The 18,045-nt window shown below is 68.0% G+C and carries 16 protein-coding genes; 12 read left to right on the top strand and 4 right to left on the bottom strand.

Features of this window, described 5'->3' with window-relative positions; translation table 11 throughout:
• Position 1 precedes the first annotated feature (1 nt).
• Complete coding sequence (kdpA, locus tag ACFK0J_RS28845) at positions 2-1,672, bottom strand: potassium-transporting ATPase subunit KdpA (RefSeq protein ID WP_378732609.1); 1,671 nt, start codon at positions 1,670-1,672, stop codon at positions 2-4.
• 465 nt (positions 1,673-2,137) lie between these two features.
• Here kdpA and ACFK0J_RS28840 point away from each other — a divergent pair, with 465 nt between their 5' ends.
• From ACFK0J_RS28840 to ACFK0J_RS28795, 10 genes are all read left to right on the top strand, one after another.
• A complete protein-coding gene (locus ACFK0J_RS28840) occupies positions 2,138-2,296 on the top strand; it encodes a hypothetical protein (protein WP_378732607.1) in 159 nt (52 codons plus the stop codon).
• A 72-nt stretch (positions 2,297-2,368) separates the two neighbouring features.
• Positions 2,369-4,912 (top strand): DUF4118 domain-containing protein, encoded by a 2,544-nt coding sequence (locus ACFK0J_RS28835; RefSeq protein ID WP_378732605.1) that lies wholly within the window; start codon positions 2,369-2,371, stop codon positions 4,910-4,912.
• A 56-nt stretch (positions 4,913-4,968) separates the two neighbouring features.
• Positions 4,969-5,676, top strand: coding sequence for a response regulator (locus ACFK0J_RS28830; protein WP_218470600.1), 708 nt, complete (start codon positions 4,969-4,971; stop codon positions 5,674-5,676).
• 148 nt (positions 5,677-5,824) lie between these two features.
• Positions 5,825-6,271, top strand: coding sequence for an OsmC family protein (locus tag ACFK0J_RS28825; RefSeq protein ID WP_378732603.1), 447 nt, complete (start codon positions 5,825-5,827; stop codon positions 6,269-6,271).
• The gene (locus tag ACFK0J_RS28820) at positions 6,271-6,558 is read left to right on the top strand and encodes an acylphosphatase (RefSeq protein WP_378732601.1); all 288 of its coding nucleotides are present in this window, start codon (positions 6,271-6,273) and stop codon (positions 6,556-6,558) included. The genes ACFK0J_RS28825 and ACFK0J_RS28820 overlap by 1 nt, the downstream gene beginning before the upstream one ends.
• Before the next feature lie 31 nt (positions 6,559-6,589).
• Complete coding sequence (locus tag ACFK0J_RS28815; protein ID WP_378732599.1) at positions 6,590-7,360, top strand: hypothetical protein; 771 nt, start codon at positions 6,590-6,592, stop codon at positions 7,358-7,360.
• Positions 7,360-8,526, top strand: coding sequence for a glutathionylspermidine synthase family protein (locus ACFK0J_RS28810; protein ID WP_378732597.1), 1,167 nt, complete (start codon positions 7,360-7,362; stop codon positions 8,524-8,526). The genes ACFK0J_RS28815 and ACFK0J_RS28810 overlap by 1 nt, the downstream gene beginning before the upstream one ends.
• 42 nt (positions 8,527-8,568) lie before the next feature.
• Positions 8,569-9,024: a DUF350 domain-containing protein gene (locus tag ACFK0J_RS28805; RefSeq protein WP_378743117.1), complete on the top strand. Its 456-nt coding sequence runs from the start codon at positions 8,569-8,571 to the stop codon at positions 9,022-9,024.
• Between the two features lie 267 nt (positions 9,025-9,291).
• Positions 9,292-9,612 carry a helix-turn-helix domain-containing protein gene (locus tag ACFK0J_RS28800; protein WP_378732595.1) on the top strand — a complete coding sequence of 107 codons (321 nt, stop codon included), beginning with the start codon at positions 9,292-9,294 and terminating at the stop codon, positions 9,610-9,612.
• Positions 9,613-9,672: 60 nt separating this feature from the next.
• A complete protein-coding gene (locus tag ACFK0J_RS28795; RefSeq protein WP_378732593.1) occupies positions 9,673-10,236 on the top strand; it encodes a DUF6817 domain-containing protein in 564 nt (187 codons plus the stop codon).
• A gap of 2 nt (positions 10,237-10,238) precedes the next feature.
• Here ACFK0J_RS28795 and ACFK0J_RS28790 read toward each other — a convergent pair whose 3' ends face one another.
• Together ACFK0J_RS28790 and ACFK0J_RS28785 are read right to left on the bottom strand one after the other, a co-directional pair.
• Positions 10,239-10,856 (bottom strand): MBL fold metallo-hydrolase, encoded by a 618-nt coding sequence (locus ACFK0J_RS28790; protein WP_378732591.1) that lies wholly within the window; start codon positions 10,854-10,856, stop codon positions 10,239-10,241.
• Entirely contained in the window at positions 10,853-11,938 is a 1,086-nt protein-coding gene (locus tag ACFK0J_RS28785) for an S-(hydroxymethyl)mycothiol dehydrogenase (protein ID WP_378732589.1), read from the bottom strand. The genes ACFK0J_RS28790 and ACFK0J_RS28785 overlap by 4 nt, the downstream gene beginning before the upstream one ends.
• A 197-nt stretch (positions 11,939-12,135) precedes the next feature.
• On the opposite strand from ACFK0J_RS28785, the gene ACFK0J_RS28780 reads away from it, so the two are divergent.
• Entirely contained in the window at positions 12,136-12,561 is a 426-nt protein-coding gene (locus tag ACFK0J_RS28780; protein ID WP_378732587.1) for a DUF1707 domain-containing protein, read from the top strand.
• Positions 12,562-12,567: 6 nt separating this feature from the next.
• On the opposite strand, the gene ACFK0J_RS28775 is transcribed toward ACFK0J_RS28780, so the two are convergent.
• Complete coding sequence (locus ACFK0J_RS28775) at positions 12,568-13,893, bottom strand: hypothetical protein (protein ID WP_378732585.1); 1,326 nt, start codon at positions 13,891-13,893, stop codon at positions 12,568-12,570.
• A gap of 504 nt (positions 13,894-14,397) precedes the next feature.
• Between ACFK0J_RS28775 and smc the strand changes: the two genes are divergently transcribed.
• On the top strand, positions 14,398-18,012 hold the full coding sequence (smc, locus tag ACFK0J_RS28770) for a chromosome segregation protein SMC (RefSeq protein WP_378732583.1): 3,615 nt from the start codon (positions 14,398-14,400) through the stop codon (positions 18,010-18,012).
• The last annotated feature ends 33 nt before the right edge of the window (positions 18,013-18,045 follow it).

The following is an 18,045-nucleotide window of genomic DNA, read 5'->3' as shown; positions in this document are numbered from 1 at the left end:
TTCAGTGGATTCCTTCGGCGAGCGGCCCGAGCGCGAGGGCGGGCAGGAAGGTGAGCGCGACCAGGATCACCGTCACGCCGACGACCATGCCGACGAACTGTGGCCGGTGCGTCGGCAGCGTGCCGATCGACTCGGGAGTGGTGCCCTGCTGAGCCAGCGAACCGGCGAGCGCGAGCACGAAGATGATCGGCAGGAACCGGCCGAACACCATGGCCAAACCCAGTGCGGTGTTGTACCACTCGGTATTTCCGGTCAAGCCCGCGAACGCGGAACCGTTGTTGTTCGCCGCGGATGTGAAGGCGTACAACACCTCCGAGAGCCCGTGCGGCCCGGTGTTCAGCATTCCGGCGCGCTGACCCGGCATCGCCATCGCCGTTGCGGTGCCCACCAGCACGATCAGCGGGCTGATCAGGAAATACGAAGCGGCGAGCTTGATTTCGCGCGGCGTGATCTTCTTGCCGAGGTATTCCGGCGTGCGCCCGACCATCAGGCCCGCCACGAAGACGGTGATCACCGCGAGGATGAGCATGCCGTACAGGCCGGAGCCGGTGCCGCCCGGTGCCACCTCGCCGAGCTGCATGTTGAACATCGTCATCATGCCGCCGAGGCTGGTGTAGGAGTCGTGGAACGAGTCGACGGCGCCGGTCGAGGTGAGTGTGGTCGCGGTCGCGAAGGTCGCCGAATCCGAGACGCCGAACCGGGTTTCGACGCCCTCCAGGGAGGCGCCGATCGCGGTCGGCACGGTGCCGTGGTGCTGTAGCTGGAACAGATTCTGCAAGCTGAGGCTGATCAGGGCGATCGTGCCCATCACCGCGACGATCGCGTAGCCCTGCTTGCGGCTGCCGACCATCCGGCCGAATGTGCGGGGTAGCGAGAAGCTGATCACCAGTAGCAGGAAGATCTCGATCCCGTTGGTCCAGGTGGTCGGGTTCTCGAACGGGTGCGCGGAGTTGGCGTTGTAGAAGCCACCGCCGTTGGTGCCGAGTTCCTTGATGACCTCCTGGCTGGCCACCGGGCCGCCGGGGATGGTCTGTTCGGTGCCGTTCAGCGTCTGCGCTACCTGATCGTGCAGGTGGAAGTTCTGGATCGCGCCACCGGCCACCAGCACGATCGCGAAGACGAACGCGATCGGCAGCAGGATGCGAATGGTGCCGCGCACCAGGTCCACCCAGAAATTGCCGAGATCGCCGGTGTGCCTGCGCGCGAAACCGCGCACCAGCGCGATCGCCACCGCGATACCCACCGCCGACGACACGAAGTTCTGCACCGCGAGACCGGCCATCTGCACCAGATGCCCCTGGGTCGACTCGCCGGAGTAGTTCTGCCAGTTCGTGTTCGTCACGAAGCTGACCGCGGTGTTCCAGGCCAGCGCGGGGGTCATCTCGGTGGCCGGGTCGTTCAGGTGCAGCGGCAGCTTGCCCTGGACCAGTTGCAAGAAGAAGAGGAACAGGATGCTGACCGCCGAGAAGGCCAGCACACTGCGGGCATACACACCCCAGGTCTGCTCGACCTCGGGCTGCGCGCCGATGGCCCGGTAGATGATCCGTTCGGCGCGTGAGTGCTTCTTACTGCTGTATACCCGGTACATGTAGTCGCCGAGCGGAACATGGACCAGGGCGAGCGCGATGATCAGGGCGGCCGCGAAGGCTATCCCCGCCGTTGTCGTGTTCACCTAGAACCTCTCGGGGAAAAGCAGCGCCGCGACCATGAAGACCGCGACGAGGATGGCGAGAACCAGCCCGATCAGGTTCGCGATCACAGCTTTTCCACCCCTCGCTGGATCAGACCCAGCAGGGCGAAGATCCCCACGGTGAGAACCGTGAACACCACGACAGACATGTATAACCAACCTCCATCACAGCGCTCGTGTTGTGGAGCGCGCCAGGGCGAGTCAAGTCTTCGATCCGGCCGCTGCCGAGGTTCCTTACGACTCCTTGACGCGACAAACGCTTGCCTTTGCGCTTCGTTTACACCCCGGGCCGGGATAGCTGAAAGGATGCCGTCAAAGTGGCCGGCGATACCGTCAACACACCGTAAAAATCCGCCCGAGCTCGATATACAGGGGTAGTAGTTGAGGGCCGGCCAGGCGGACCAATCCAGCGCGACCGGTGTTTCGCTTCGGCTAGGGAGGATCGTCATGTCGGCTGTCACCGTCGCCCTCATCGTGGGGTTCGTGTGCTGCGCGCTGTTCATTCGGGCGCTGGGCGAACGGCGCGCCGAGGGGCAGGCGCAGGCTCTGCTCGAAGACGGCGACCGAATCCGGCGCGCCGCCGATCCCGGGGCCTTCGATGCCTGAGCATCGGACGCAGCGCGCCGATCCGGCCGACGGCTACGCCGCTGCCGACCCGCGACACGCAATGATGGACAGGTGAAACGCGGCCAACTGCGCATCTACCTCGGCGCCGCGCCGGGTGTCGGTAAGACCTACGCCATGCTCGGCGAGGCACACCGGCGGCTCGAACGCGGCCGTGACGTGGTGGCTGCGGTGGTCGAAACACACGGCCGGGAAAAAACCGCCGAATTGCTGAAGGGCGTCGAGCGGATACCGCCCAAGATGCTCGAGTACCGCGGCACCACGCTGCCCGAACTCGATCTGGAAGCGGTGCTGCGGCGCGCGCCCGCGGTGGCCTTGGTGGATGAGCTCGCGCACACCAACGTGCCCGGCAGCAAACACGAAAAGCGTTGGCAGGACGTCGAAGAGCTGCTCGCCGCGGGCATCGACGTGGTCTCCACGGTCAATGTGCAGCACCTGGAAAGCCTCAACGACGTCGTCGAGCAGATCACCGGCATCCAGCAGCAGGAGACCGTGCCGGACGCGGTGGTGCGCGGCGCGGATCAGGTCGAGCTCGTCGACATCACCCCGGAAGCGTTGCGCCGCAGGCTCTCCCACGGCAATGTTTACGCTGCGGACAAGGTCGATGCGGCACTGCGCAACTACTTCCGCCCCGGAAACCTCACCGCCCTGCGCGAATTGGCGCTGCTGTGGCTCGCAGACCAGGTCGATGCCGCGCTCGCGAAGTATCGCGCCGACCACAAGATCACCGATCTGTGGGAGGCACGCGAGCGGGTGGTGGTCGCGGTGACCGGCGGCCCGGAGTCGGAGACCGTGGTGCGCCGGGCCAGTCGCATCGCGACCAAGGCGAGCGCCGAACTCGTGCTCGTGCACGTCGTGCGCGGCGACGGACTGGCCGGTGTCTCCACCGAACGGCTGGCCAGACTGCGGGAACTGGCCGCCAGCCTGGACGCCTCGCTGCACACCATCACCGGTGACAATGTGCCGAGCACGCTGCTGGAATTCGCCCGCGAGGTGAACGCGACCCAGCTGGTGCTCGGCACCTCGCGCCGCTCCCGGTGGGCGCGGATGGTCGACGAGGGCATCGGCTCCACGGTGGTGCAGCAGTCGGGCAAGATCGACGTGCACATGGTCACGCACGAGGAGGCGCACCGTGGGCTGCGGCGGGGCTCGCTCATGCCGCGCCAGCCGATCCGGGCCTGGCTCGCCGCGGTGCTCGTGCCCATGGCGGTATGCGGCATCAGCGCCGCGTTCCTGGACGGCTACCTTCAGCTCGGCGGTCTCAGCGCGGTGTTCTTCATCGGCGTCGTGGCCGTCGCCCTGCTCGGTGGCGTTGTCCCCGCGGCCTTTTCGGCGCTGCTGTCGGGACTGCTGCTGAACTGGTTCTTCGCCGAGCCGCGCTACAGCCTGACCATCGCGGAGCCGGACAGCTTCGTCACGGTGGTGGTGTTGCTGTTCGTCGCGGTCGCGGTGGCGGCCCTGGTCGATGCGGCCGCGAAGCAGACGCGGCAGGCGCGCCGGGCCTCCCAGGAGGCCGAGTTGCTGACCCTGTTCGCCGGTGCCGTGCTGCACGGCGCGGATCTGCCCAAGCTGCTGGAACAGGTCCGGGAAACCTATGGGCTGCGTGCGGTCAGCATGGTCTGCGGCGACCAGGTGATCGCCGCGGTGGGCACGGACGCGCCGCAGCGCCCCGCCGACGCCGAAACCGCCATCCAGGCAGGCGACGCGTCGAGCTGGCTGCTGCTGGCCGGACGGCCGCTCGCCTCGGCCGACCGGCCGGTGCTCAACGCCGTCGCCAACCAAGCGGCCGGACTCGTCCGCCAATCCCGGCTCGCCGAAGAGGCGAGCGCCGCTGCGGCCCTGCTCGAGGCCGATCGGTTGCGCCGGGCGCTGCTCTCCGCGGTGAGCCACGATCTGCGCACCCCGCTGGCCGGTGCCAAGGCCGCGGTGTCCAGCCTGCGCAGTGACGACATCGAGTTCTCCGCCGAGGACACCGCCGAACTGCTGGAAACCATCGAGGAATCGGTGGACCAGCTGACCGCGCTGGTCGGCAACCTGCTCGACTCGTCCCGGCTGGCCGTCGGCGTGGTGAAACCACAGCTGCGGCGGGTGTACATGGACGAGGTGGTGCATCGGGCCCTGGTGAGCGTAGGTATGGGCGCGCGTGGGCTGCGGCGCGCCGCGATGGATCGGGTGAAGGTGGAGGTCGGCGACGTCTCGGTGTGCGCCGACGCCGGGCTGCTGGAACGGGTGCTGGCCAACCTGATCGATAACGCACTGCGACACGCGCCGCGCGACACTGCGTCCACGCACCCCTTCGGCTCCGCCGACTACCGTCCCCCAGTGGTGCGGGTTACCGCCGAACGCGAAGGCGATCGCGTATCAATCGCGGTGGTGGATGTCGGTCCCGGTGTGCCGCCGGGGTCCGAGGAACAATTGTTCGAGCCGTTCCAGCGGCTCGGCGACCGGGACAACACCACCGGGGTCGGGCTCGGCCTGTCGGTGGTGCGCGGTTTTGTGGAGGCGATGGGCGGCTCGGTGCACGCCGAACCGACACCGGGCGGAGGATTGACGATGATCGTGGACCTGCCTGCCGACGAAACGGAAGCGAGCAGCTGATGATGGGTACATCGACAGTGGGAGCAACGGAGCCCCGGACCACACAGGAAGCCGTGATGACCGACAAGAAGCAGGATGCCCCGGCGATCAAGGTGCTGGTGGTCGACGACGAACCGCAGATCGTGCGCGCGCTGCGGATCAATCTTTCGGTCCGCGGCTACGAGGTGATCACCGCGGCGACCGGTGGCGCCGCGCTGCGTGCGGCCGCCGACAAACACCCCGACGTGGTGATCCTCGATCTCGGCCTGCCCGACATCGACGGCATCGAGGTGCTGGCCGGATTGCGCGGCTGGACCTCAGCGCCGGTGATCGTGCTTTCCGCACGAACCGACTCGACCGACAAGGTGGAGGCGCTGGACGCGGGCGCCGACGACTACGTCACCAAGCCGTTCGGGATGGACGAACTGCTGGCCCGGCTGCGCGCCGCGGTCCGGCGCGGCGCCGCCGACACCGACGCGTCCGATCCGGTGGTGGTGACCTCGTCGTTCACCGTCGACCTGGCCGCCAAGAAGGTGACCAAGAACGACGAGACCGTGCATCTCACGCCGACCGAATGGGGCATGCTCGAGATGCTGGTGCGCAACAAGGGCAAGCTGGTCGGCCGCAAGGAATTGCTGCGCGAGGTGTGGGGCCCGTCGTACGCGACCGAAACCCATTACCTGCGGGTGTATTTGGCGCAGTTGCGGCGCAAGTTGGAAGACGATCCTTCGCACCCCAAGCACCTGCTGACCGAGGCGGGGATGGGCTACCGTTTCCAGGAGTAGGCCCACCTGCGGCCGGGCGCGGTCGATGACGGCTCGCCCCGGCTGCGCCCGTGAGTGGTCTACCTCGCCCCGCCCGCCGGAATGGCCGACCGCCCTCGCCGCGTTGCCAGGCGTGGGCTGATTCCGACGACAATGGCAGGATCGCATCATGGCTGAACAGATCTCCGCACTCGCTACACCGGAACCGACCGAACTATGGGTCGAGCGCACCGGGACGCGGGCCTACACCGGCCGCAGCTCCCGCGGCGCCGAGGTGCTCATCGCCTCGCAGGGCGTGCCCGGCGCCTTCACCCCCGGCGAGTTGCTGAAGATCGCGCTGGCCGGCTGCTCGGGGTTGAGCGCGGACTTCTCGCTGGCGCGCAAGCTCGGTGATTCCTTCGACGCGACCATCCGCGTCTCGGGTGACGCCGATCGCGAGAACGAGTTGTACCCGCAGCTGGAAGAGACGTTCCAGCTCGACCTCAGCGAGCTGGACGAGCAGGCGCGCGAACGGTTGCTGGTCACCGTGCAGCGCGCCATCGACAAGGCGTGCACGGTGGGCCGGACGTTGCAGGCGGGGACGAAGGTGACCTTGTCCTTCGATATCGAGGCCTGATGGGTGCATCCGGCGAGATCGTCCGGCTGAGTGCGTGGGTGCACGGCCGCGTCCAGGGTGTGGGATTTCGCTGGTGGACGCGGTCGCGCGCGTTGGAACTCGGGTTGACCGGGCATGCGACCAATGCGAGCGACGGGCGGGTGCACGTCGTCGCGGAGGGGCCGCGCGACGACTGCGGGCGGTTGCTCGAACTGCTACGTTCCGGGGATACACCTGGTCGGGTGACCTTGGTTGTGGAAAGCTGGGAGCCCGCGCGGGGTGATATGACCGGATTCGAGGAGCGGTAGTGGTGGGTCGGGCTGGAACGAGGACTCGGCGTTGAGCACGCACAATCCCGAGGACGAGCGGCCGGAAAACAAGCCGAACGACAACGCCGACTCGTCGGCCGGGGCGGCGGGCGGCTCCGGGGCCGCCGACCCGACCACCGAATTGCCTGCTCCCGCGCCGGGCGATACGGCCGAATCCACCACGGAAGCTCCGAATCTCGCTGGTCTCGGCACCGCGCCCGCGCAACCCCCGGAATCCACTGCACCGCAACAGCTCCCGCCCCGGCAGGGCAGTGTGCAGCGGCAAGAGCCGGGCATCACGCAGCCGCGCCCGCCCACCGTGGCCGAGGCGCGGGCCAGGGACAAGGCGCGCAAGCGTGCCGAGGAAGCGCGACAGGCCGCGGTCGCGGCGGGCGAGGCCAAGAAGCGCACCCGCAAGCGGGTGATGATCGGCGGCGTCGCGATCGTCGGCGTCGCCGCGCTGGTCGGCGGCGGTTACCTCGCCTACCGGGCGATCAGCGCACCCGACCAGGTCACCGCATCGTGTGTGAAGGTCGAGAACGGCCAGGAGGTCGTGGTCGAGGACCGTTACTGCGGCGACGGACGTCCCGGCTTCGTCGGCGACGGCGGCATCGGGCCTGGTCTGATCATCCTCGGCGGCGGGCCGCAATACCGCTACTACTACGGCGGCACCCCCACCATCGGCAAACCGCCGACGGGTGGCACCACCGTGAAACCCAAGAGTGCCGAGATAAAGACGAAGAGCGGCACCACCATTCAGCGCGGTGGACTCGGCAGCAAGAGCACCGGCGGAGGGTCGTAGTGCGACGCGTGCGCAGTACGCCCCGGCCGGGATGGCAGCAGATCACCGAAAGTCAGGGCCTGGTCTACGGTTCGCCCGGCCGCGATGCCAGCGGCCAGCCGCGGCCGTACTGGGACGAATCGGTGTACTACGAGTTCGAGATGGCCGAGATTCTCGCGCTGGAAGCCGATGTCGAGCTGCTGCACTCGATGTGCCTCAATGCCGTCGAGCACGTGGTGCTCACCGAGCGGTTCAAGGATTTCGGTCTGCCCGAATGGAGTTGGGCTCCCATCACCGAATCCTGGCGGCGCAGTGACCCGCACGTGTACGGGCGGTTCGACCTGCGCTACGACGCGCGCCGCCCGGCGAAACTGCTGGAATACAACGCCGATACGCCGACATCGCTGCTGGAGGCGGCGATTGTGCAGTGGCACTGGCTGACCGCGCTGTACCCGGCCGGTGATCAATGGAATTCGTTGCACGAGAAGCTGGTCGAGCGCTGGACCGAGTTGCGCGACATATTGCCGACCGCCCAGTTGCACTTCAGCTGGTCGGGTGCGGACGCCACCGGTGAGGACAATGTCACCACCGCGTATATGCAGGAGACCGCGGCCGAAGCGGGGTTCGACACCATCGCGCTGCCGATCGAAGAGGTCGGATTCGATACCGAGCTCGAACGTTTCGTAGATCTGGCCGAGGCGCCGATCGAGGCGATCTTCAAGCTCTACCCGTGGGAGTGGGCGCTGGACGACGACTTCGGCAAGCGGGTGGTGGCCAGCCTGCCGCAGACCATGTGGATCGAACCGCTGTGGAAGACGCTGCTCAGCAACAAGGCGATCCTCGCGGTGCTGTGGGAGATGTACCCCGGGCACCCGAACCTGTTGCCCGCCTACCTGGACCAGCCCAACGAGCTCACCGAATACATCCGCAAGCCGAAGCTCGGCCGGGAAGGCGCCAACATGACCATTGTCGGCGCCGGACTGGAAACCGCCACCGGCGGCGTCTACGGCGAAGAGGGCTACGTCTACCAATTGCTGGATCCGCTACCGGAATTCGACGACATGCGCCCGGTGCTCGGCGCCTGGATCGTCGGCGATACCGCCGCGGGCCTCGGCATTCGGGAGACCGCCGGACTGATCACCGACGACGGCTCCGCCTTCGTCCCGCACCGCATCGCCACCCAGTAGTCGAATCCACCTCACCCGCAACACCTTCCGGAAGGATCCATGATGACCGCAGTCGCCCTCGAATCGGGGTACTGGAGCTCGCTCGGCGAGGGCGTCGGAGCGATCATCCTCTACGCCCTCGTCGGTCTGGTGCTGATGCTCGTCGGCTTCTACGCGATCGACCTGACCACGCCGGGCAGGCTGCGCGGGTTGGTCGTCGCGGGCAAGCCCAACGCCATCATCGTCACCGCCGCGGGCATGATCAGCATGGCGTTCATCGTCGTGCTCGCGATCCTGGCGGTCGGCAGCGGCGGCAAACTCTCCGAGGGCCTCATCGCCGCCCTCGTCTTCGGCCTGGTCGGCATCATCGCCCAGGTCATCTCGGTCCGCGTCATCGAAAAGGCCCTCGGCATCGACATCGGCGCCGCCCTGCATTCCGACACCTACACCACCGAAGTCCTGGTCGTGGCCGCCGCGCACTTCGCCCTCGGCCTGGTCGTCGCCTTCGCCATTCTCTAGGTGCTGCTGGCGGATTCATCATTGCTGCTCCCGCCCACCTTGTCGGACCCATGTCCTAACCTCGACCGCATTCGCTCGATCAATCCGGTTAAGGAAATCCTTGAATAGCGGACGTGGGGGAGGTACCGTCAGTGGACGAGTGGGAGATCTTCATAACCGATGAGGTAGAGCAGTTCCTCGACGTTCTATGGGAGATCGGGAGGCGATACCGCGAGCCGAAAGACTGTACGACGCTTATCTGATCGAGCGGGGCGAGGAGTCGCACCAATGAGTACTAATCGTCGCTGGCGTGACAGCGGGCATCTCGACCGCGCGATCGAGACGGCAGGCGGGCCTGAAGAATTCGCCGAGGGCGTCGACCAGTTGGAGGACCGCGCCCGCGGCTGGCGGCTGGCGGAACTTCGCAAGCGCCGTGGACTCAGTCAGAAGCATGTGGCGGAGAAGATGGGCATCTCTGTCGCACGAGTGTCGCAGATCGAGCAGGGCGAGGTTTCCACCCGGGACGTATTGGATCGGTACGTGTCCGCCCTCGGCGGCGTCCTGAAGCTCGTCGCCGACTTCGGTGACGAGCAACTGCGCGTGGGTTGACGGCCTTACCCTGAAAGGGTTGTGGCCCGTTCTGGTCGGCCAGTGGGTGAGACTGGAGTGATGAATACCGGTGAGGATTTGTCGCGGCGGGATCGGGTCGAGCGGTTCCTGGATGAATGTGGGGCGGCGGCGATAGCGCATCCCGGCGGTACGTTGCTGGCGCATCTCGTCCGGGTCGCCGACGTGTTGGCCGAATGGGACGCCGACGAGGACATTCAGTTCGCCGGACTGTGTCATGCGATGTACGGCACCGACGGGTTCGACCGTGCCCTGGTCGAGCTGTCCGAGCGACCGACGGTGGCGACGCTCGTCGGCGAGCGTGCCGAAGCGCTCGTGTACCTATATGGCAGCTGCGACCGGGCGACGGTCTACCCACGGCTCGACACATCGCCGGTGATTTTCCGTGATCGGTTCACCGGACTCGAATACGAGCCGACCGATACCGACCTTCGGGCGTTTATGGAGATCACCGTTGCCAACGAACTCGATGTGCTGGCGCACAATGCCGAGCTCGCCGACAAGCACGGCGCGGCGCTCTACCAGCTGTTCGCCCGGTCCAGCAGTCGCCTGTCGCCACGGGCCTGGCAGGCCTGCCGAACCCAACTCGCCTCGGCCACTTCGTAGTTCTAGTGACCGCGGGCGATCCAGTCGGCGAGGGAAGGTTTTTCTGCGCCGATGGTGGTGCTGTCGCCGTGACCGGTGTGCACCGTGGTTTCGTCGGGGAGGGTCAGTAGGCGGTCCCGGATCGAGGCGATGATGGTGTCGAAGTCGGAGTAGGAGCGGCCGGTGGCGCCGGGGCCGCCGGAGAACAGGGTGTCGCCGGTGCAGAGGGCGGCTGCCTCCGGGAGGTGCAGGGAGACCGAGCCGGGGGAGTGGCCCGGCGTGTGCAGGATGTCGATGTCTATGTCGGCCACGGTGATTCGGGCGGTATCGGCGAGGGAGCGGTAGGCGACGTCGGGGTGGGTCATCCGCCACAGCGGATCGTCGCCGGGATGCAACAGGATGGGGGCGTCGAGCCGCTTGCTCAATTCCGGTGCGACGGTGACGTGGTCGTTGTGACCGTGTGTGCACAGGATGGCGACCACGTTGCGGGTGCCGACGGCCTCGGCGATCGCGTCCGCATTGTGCGCGGCGTCGACGACGAGGACGTCGTGGTCGTCGCCGATGAGCCAGACGTTGTTGTCGACGTCCCAGGTGCCGCCGTCGAGGGAGAAGGTGCCGGAGGTGACGACGCGCTCGATCACCAGACCACCACCGAGCGGAGCACGTCGCCGGTATGCATCGCGCTGAACGCCGCCTCCACCTGGTCGAGTGAAATGCGTTCGGTGACAAAGCGTTCCAATGGCAGGCGGCCCTGGAGATGCAGGTCGATCAGGGTCGGGAAGTCGCGTTCGGGCAGACAGTCGCCGTACCAGGAGGACTTCAGTGCGCCGCCGCGGGAGAACAGGTCGATCAGCGGCAGGTCGATCGTCATGTCCGGCGTCGGCACGCCGACCAGGACCACGGTGCCCGCCAGATCACGCGCGTAGAACGCCTGCTTCCAGGTTTCCGGGCGGCCGACCGCCTCGATCACCACATCGGCGCCGAAACCCTCGGTGTATTCCTGGATCTTCTCGACCACGTCCTCGCTGCTCGCGTCGACGCTGTGGGTCGCGCCGAAGTCTCTAGCCCAGCTCAACTTTCGCGCGTCGCGATCCACCGCGATGATGGTCTTCGCGCCGGCCAGCCGCGCGCCAGCGATGGCGGCGTCGCCGACCCCGCCGCAGCCGATCACCGCGACGGTGTCGCCGCGCGACACATTGCCGGTATTCATCGCCGCGCCGATGCCCGCCATCACGCCGCAGCCGAGCAACCCGGCCACCGCGGGGTCGGCCGCGGGATCGACCTTGGTGCACTGTCCCTCGTGCACGAGCGTCTTGTCGACGAAGGCGCCGATGCCGAGCGCCGAGCTCAGTTCGGTGCCGTCGGTGAGGGTCATCTTCTTGCTCGCGTTGTTGCTCGCGAAGCAGTACCAGGGGCGGCCGCGCTTGCAGGCTCGGCATTCGCCGCACACGGCACGCCAGTTCAGGACCACGAAGTCGCCTACCTCGACGTGCGTGACCGCAGTGCCGACGGTTTCCACGATGCCCGCGGCCTCGTGCCCGAGCAGGAACGGGAACTCGTCGTTGATGCCGCCCTCGCGGTAGTGCAGGTCGGTGTGGCAGACGCCGCAGGCCTGCACCCGGACGACCACATCGTGGGGCCCCGGATCGGGAATCACCACGTCGACGATCTCGACCGGCGCGCCTTTGCTACGGGCGATGACACCGCGCACGGTTTCCGACACCTATGCCTCCTGGGAGATTTCGTCGACGCGGACCCTTGGCGCCCGCGAGCTGAGCACCGTCCATACTGCCGCGCTCGCGAGCCCGACACCACCGCCGGGGCGGTCGGCCGGACAAAGGGTTGACATTCCACAGTGGAGGGTTCATGCTGTACTCATATTCCACTGTGGAGGGTGGAACCGTGGAAAAGGAACTTCACATGGACATCACGCCCGGTACCCGTGCCTCGAACGCCGAACGCGACAAGGTGGTGCGTCTGCTCGCCAGGCATTTGGAGGACGGACGGATCGACCTCGCCGAATACGACCAGCGCACCGCCCAGGTCTACGCGACCGCCACCAGGGACGATCTACAGCTGGTGCTGTCGGATCTGCCCAAGCTGTCGAAAGAGCCTGCCGAAAAGTCGGATTCGCGATCCCGCATCCCGATCTGGCAGAAGATCGAAGGCAGCAGCTGGCTCGGCGTGAGCGCGCTCGTCTTGCTGATCTGGGGTGCGATCTCGGTGAGCGTCGGCGAATTCACCTACCCCTGGCCGATCTGGGTGATCGGACCCTGGGGCGCGGTCCTCGTGTTCCGGATGCTGACCGGGTTCGAATCCGGTCGGTACTCGCGCCACACCAGCTGAGTGCGCTTACGGCCAGGGCGGGTTGGCGCTGTGCGATGCCGCATGTCGGCCGGTGCCCGCGGAATTCGGCGGCGAGGACGACCTATGACGGCGCGCGGGCGGCGGATCGTCATACGCCGCGGGCTGTTCGGTCCAGGCGGCGGGGTATTCGTCACGCTGCCAGGCGGGTTCATCGCGTCGCGCGGGTGGTTCCTGGCCCGGCCACGGTTGCTCGCGGCGGTACGGGGTGAATTCGTCAGGCTGTGACCGGGGCGGCCCGCTGCGGCGTGAATCATGCTGCGGCTGTTCAGTTTCCCTGCGGTAGGACGGTGCGGGCGCGAAATCGTCATGGCGGGGCTGGTCCCGTGCCGGAGGCGCGTGACGGGACGGTCTGGGTTCCGGTCGCGCACGCGGGGACCGGAGATTCTCGTCGCGGGCGATCCATCGAGGTTCGGATTCCTCGTAGGGCGGTTGAGGCCGATCGTCCTCCCACTTCGCATGCGCCGCCGCCCGATCCACCCGTGCGGGCCAGGCGGGTTCGGCGTCCGCTTGCCGAAACCTGGCGGGGGCGATGGGCTCTCGCCGCGAGCGAGCGGGAATGGAGTGTTCCCGCCTAGCGGGGATGGCCGCTGAGTCTTCGTCAAGGGGCGGTACGGGATTCCGGTCCGCGCGGTGGGAGGGGCTGGGCGGCAACTTGTCTCGGTACGCCCGCTGGGGAGTCGGCTCGTCGCGCCGCGGTGGTCGACGGGGCAGGCCGGGGCGGAGCAGCGGAAGTTCTCGGGTCTCCTGGGTGGCGCTGACGCCCTTCTCCCGGTAGGTGGCCGGGATGTCGTGCGCACGCAGCCAGGCGCCGGGGTCGTGCCTGCCGTGCCGATCCAGTTGCGGGACAACCTCTTCGAGGAGATCGAGCAGGTCACCGTCGGCATCGCCGAGAGCCGTCCGGATCGCGGGGAAGGTGTCGGGATCGAAGATCCACATCCATTCGTACGCCGGGTAGGTGCCGCCTCGGTCGTGGCCGTGGAAGACGAGGTCGCCGGAGCGGGCGATCTTGGCGCGCATCGACCAACCCTCGGATTCGACCAGGAATTCCCGAGTTCCGGCCCGGGCGGGGTGGCCCGTGCGGTCGTCTTCGTCGTCGTCGTAATCGTCGTAGTCGGTCAGCTTGATCTCGAACCAGGCCGCACCCAGTCCGGCGGCCAACAGTGCGCCCGCGATGGCGACCTCGACCCACCGGTCGGCGAGCAGCGCGCTCTTGCTGTTCTCACACGCATACAGAAACAACAGGCTGCCGAGCACCATGGCCGCGATGCGGGCAAGCCGGAACGCCGTATTGGTCCCGGCTGGGGCTGGCATCCTGTGGCGCTCCAAACATTCCCGCTGGCGAATCAGACTGGATCGTATGCGGCGACGTCGCCGTGCGGCAGGGCGTGCGGCGAGTCGGTCGGTCTATTGGTGTAAAGGTTCCGCTGAGGTCGAGCAAGAGGCCCACGTTCGTTACCTCCGGGACATGCGCATCCGGGCCGGGCGCGCTATCGTCCTGAATGCGGTGGGCGCGTCGTCGCACCACCGGATCGGCCGGGGTAGAGACTAGGGACGACGCGTCCGGCAAACCTCGGGCACATCGAAATACGCGAGATCGCGGGACGACTCGATAACCTACGTGTATCGCCGAACCACCGGTCGGTCACCTGGGCGTCCGGGGTACGCGGCACTCGACGGATACCATGACTGGTCGCCCCGCCGCAGTGATCAGGGAGAGAACGCGGCAGCGTGAGCGTTCGGCCCGGAGCCGGTAGCTCGCGTGGCCACGGAGGGACGGCGAAGGCCGCCAATCGAACACGGAAAGGTCGTCGGAACTTGCATCTCAAGAGCCTGACGTTGAAGGGCTTCAAGTCCTTCGCGTCCGCGACGACGCTGCGGTTGGAGCCGGGTATCACCTGTGTGGTCGGTCCGAACGGGTCCGGCAAGTCCAACGTCGTCGACGCGCTCACCTGGGTCATGGGTGAGCAGGGGGCGAAGGCGCTGCGCGGCGGCAAGATGCAGGACGTGATCTTCGCGGGCACCGCGGGCCGGGCCCCGCTCGGCCGCGCCGAGGTCACCCTCACCATCGACAACTCCGACGGCGCGCTGCCGATCGATTACGCCGAGGTGTCCATCACCCGGCGGATGTTCCGCGACGGCGCGGGCGAGTACGAGATCAATGGCAACTCCTGCCGGTTGATGGATGTGCAGGAACTGCTCAGCGACTCCGGCATCGGGCGCGAGATGCACGTCATCGTCGGGCAGGGCCAGCTCTCGGCCATTCTGGAATCGCGCCCCGAGGACCGGCGCGCGTTCATCGAAGAGGCCGCGGGCGTGCTCAAGCACCGCAAGCGCAAAGAGAAGGCGGTCCGCAAGCTGGAGGCCATGCAGGCCAACCTGGCCCGCCTCACCGACCTCACCACCGAACTGCGCCGGCAGCTCAAACCGCTCGGCCGACAGGCCGAGGTGGCCCGCCGGGCACAGACCGTGCAGGCCGACCTGCGCGACGCCCGCCTGCGCCTGGCCGCCGACGACCTGGTGACCCGCCGCGGCGAACTGGAGAGCCAGCAGAGCAAGGAAGCCTACGCCCGCGAGCAGCACATCAATGTGCAAAGCGAACTCGACGCCGCCAATGCCGCACTGGCCCAGCAGGAATTCCAGCTGTCGCGGCTGACGCCGAGTGCCGAGGCCGCCGCGCAGATCTGGTTTCAGCTCTCCGCGCTGACCGAGCGGGTCAACGCGACCATCCGGATCGCCGAGGACCGCGCCCGGCACCTGGACACCGAAACCCCGGTCGGCACCGGCCGCGACCCGGATCAGCTGGAGGCCGAAGCCGAGCGGGTGGAGGCCGAGGAGGCCGAGCTGCGCGAGGCGGTCGAGATCGCGACCGAAACGCTCGAAGCGGCGCGCGATGCGCTGGCCGAACGCGAACATTCCGCCAAGGCCGCCGAGCAGGCGCACCTGGCCGCCGTGCGGGCGATCGCGGACCGCCGCGAAGGCGTGGCGCGGCTGGCGGGCAAGGTCGACACCCTGCGGACCAGGGCGCAGTCGGTGGATGCCGAGATCGCCCGGCTGACGACGGCGATCGCCGACGCACGGCAACGCGGCGAGGCGGCGCAGGCCGAATTCGACACGGTACAAGCCGAACTCAGCGAGCTGGATGCCGGTGAAGCGGGGCTGGACGCGCAGCACGAGCACGCGGTGCAGGCGCTCGCATTGGCCGATCAGCGGGTGACCGAACTGCGCGAACAGGATCGAGAGGCGAGCAAGCGGGTCGCGTCGCTGACCGCGCGCATCGAGGCGCTCGGCATGGGCCTGGCCCGCCGGGACGGCGCCGCCTGGCTGGTCGAGCATCGGTCGCAGGGCCTGCTCGGACCGTTGTCGGGGTTGCTGCGCGTGCACGGTGGGTTCGAGGCCGCGGTCGCCGCCGCACTCGGGCCGCTCGCCGACGCCGTCGCCGCCGACACCGGCGAGTCGGCACACGATGCCATCCGCGCGTTGAAGGACGCCGACGGTGGGCGTGCCGCAGTGGTCTTCGGTGCGGACGGTGGCAGCAATCCGCAGCTCGGTGCGCTGCCCGGGGCGGCGCGCTGGCTGTCCGACGTGGTGGACTGCCCGGACAGCGTGCGGGCCGCGATAACCGCGCTGACCGCCGGTATCGCGGTGGTCGACGACTTGGCGACCGCCAGGCAGGTGGTGGCGGCCCGGCCGGACGTGCGGGTGGTCACTCGCGACGGCGATCTCACCGGAACCGGTTGGCTGCTCGGCGGATCCGATCGGGCGCCGAGCCAGCTGGAGATCCAGGCCGATATCGACGCGGCCAAAGCCGACCTCGTCGCGGCGCAGCGGCGGGCCGAGGAACTGGAGGCGGCGCTGTCCGGCGCGCTCGCCGAACAGGCCGATCGCAAGGACGCGGTGGACCAGGCGCTGCTCGCGCTGCACGAATCCGACCAGTCGCTGGTCGCCATCTACGACCGGCTCGGCCGGCTCGGCCACGCGGCCCGCACCGCGCAGGCCGACAACGAGCGCCTGATCGCCCAGCGCGCCGAAACCGAAGCCAGCCGCGAGGAATCGCTCGCGTCGCTCGCCGAACTCGAAGACCGGCTGCGCAATGCCGAGCTGGAAACCGAGGTCGACTCCGACGCTCACTCGGCGGGTACCGAGATCGCGGGCCGCGAACGCGAAGAGGCCGCCGCCGCGCTGGCCGAGGCACGCTCGATGGAGGTGGAGGCGCGCCTTTCGGTGCGCACCGCCGAGGAACGCGCGGAATCGGTGCGCGGCAAAGCGGATTCGCTGCGCCGGGCCGCGCGGGCGGAGCGGGAGACCAGGGCCAGGGCCGAACGTGCCCAGGCCTCGCGCAAGAAGGCGGCCGAAGTCGCCGCGGCGGTCGCCGAATCGGGTGCCAAGGTCGCGGCGGAGCTGGAAAAGGTGGTGGCCGAGGCGGCTGCCCGGCGCGACGACCTGGTCCGTCGGCGCCGCGAAGCGGCCGCGCAGGTCGAACAGGTCAAGGAGCGGGTTCGCGCGCTGTCCACCCAGCTGGCCCAGCTCACCGACGCGGTGCACCGCGACGAAGTGGCGAAAGCCCAAGCGGCGCTGCGCATCGAGCAGCTCGAAACGACCATCTCCGAACAGTTCGGCATCGCGCTCAGCGATCTGATCGCGGAGTACGGCCCCGATGTGCCGCTGCCGCCGTCGGATCTGGAATGGCAAGAGTACGAGCAGGCCAAGGAACGCGGCGAGCAGGTGACCCCGCCCGCGCCGATGCCCTATGACCGGCCGACCCAGGAACGTCGCGCCAAGCGCGCCGAGAAGGATCTCGCCACCCTCGGCAAGGTGAATCCGCTTGCGCTGGAGGAGTTCGCGGCGCTCGAGGAGCGCTACAACTTCCTGGCCACCCAGCTCGAAGACGTCAAGAACGCGCGCAAGGACCTGCTCGACGTCGTCGCCGAGGTGGATGCGCGGATCCTGCAGGTGTTCACCGAGGCGTGGGAGGACGTCGAGCGCGAGTTCGTCGGCGTGTTCGCGAAACTTTTCCCCGGCGGTGAGGGCAGGCTGCTGCTCACCGACCCGTCCGACATGCTCAGCACCGGCATCGAGGTGGAGGCGCGGCCGCCGGGCAAGAAGGTCAAGCGGCTGTCGCTGCTCTCCGGTGGCGAGAAATCGCTCACCGCGGTGGCGCTGCTGGTGGCCATCTTCCGCGCCCGCCCGTCACCGTTCTACGTGATGGACGAGGTCGAAGCCGCCCTCGACGACACCAACCTGCGCCGCCTGATCGGCCTGTTCGAGCAGCTGCGCGAGAAGAGCCAGCTCATCGTCATCACCCACCAGAAGCCGACCATGGAGATCGCTGACGCCCTCTACGGCGTCAGCATGCGCGGCGACGGCATCACCCAGGTCATCTCCCAACGCCTCCGCGGCCAAAACCTCGCCCCCGTCGGCGCCGCCAGCTGACCCGGCGCGCGCCGAGCGGGACATCACTGAGGA

This window comes from Nocardia brasiliensis, from assembly GCF_042691675.1.
Taxonomy (GTDB): Bacteria; Actinomycetota; Actinomycetes; order Mycobacteriales; family Mycobacteriaceae; genus Nocardia; species Nocardia brasiliensis_D.
This window is presented reverse-complemented; position numbering and strand designations above follow the sequence as displayed.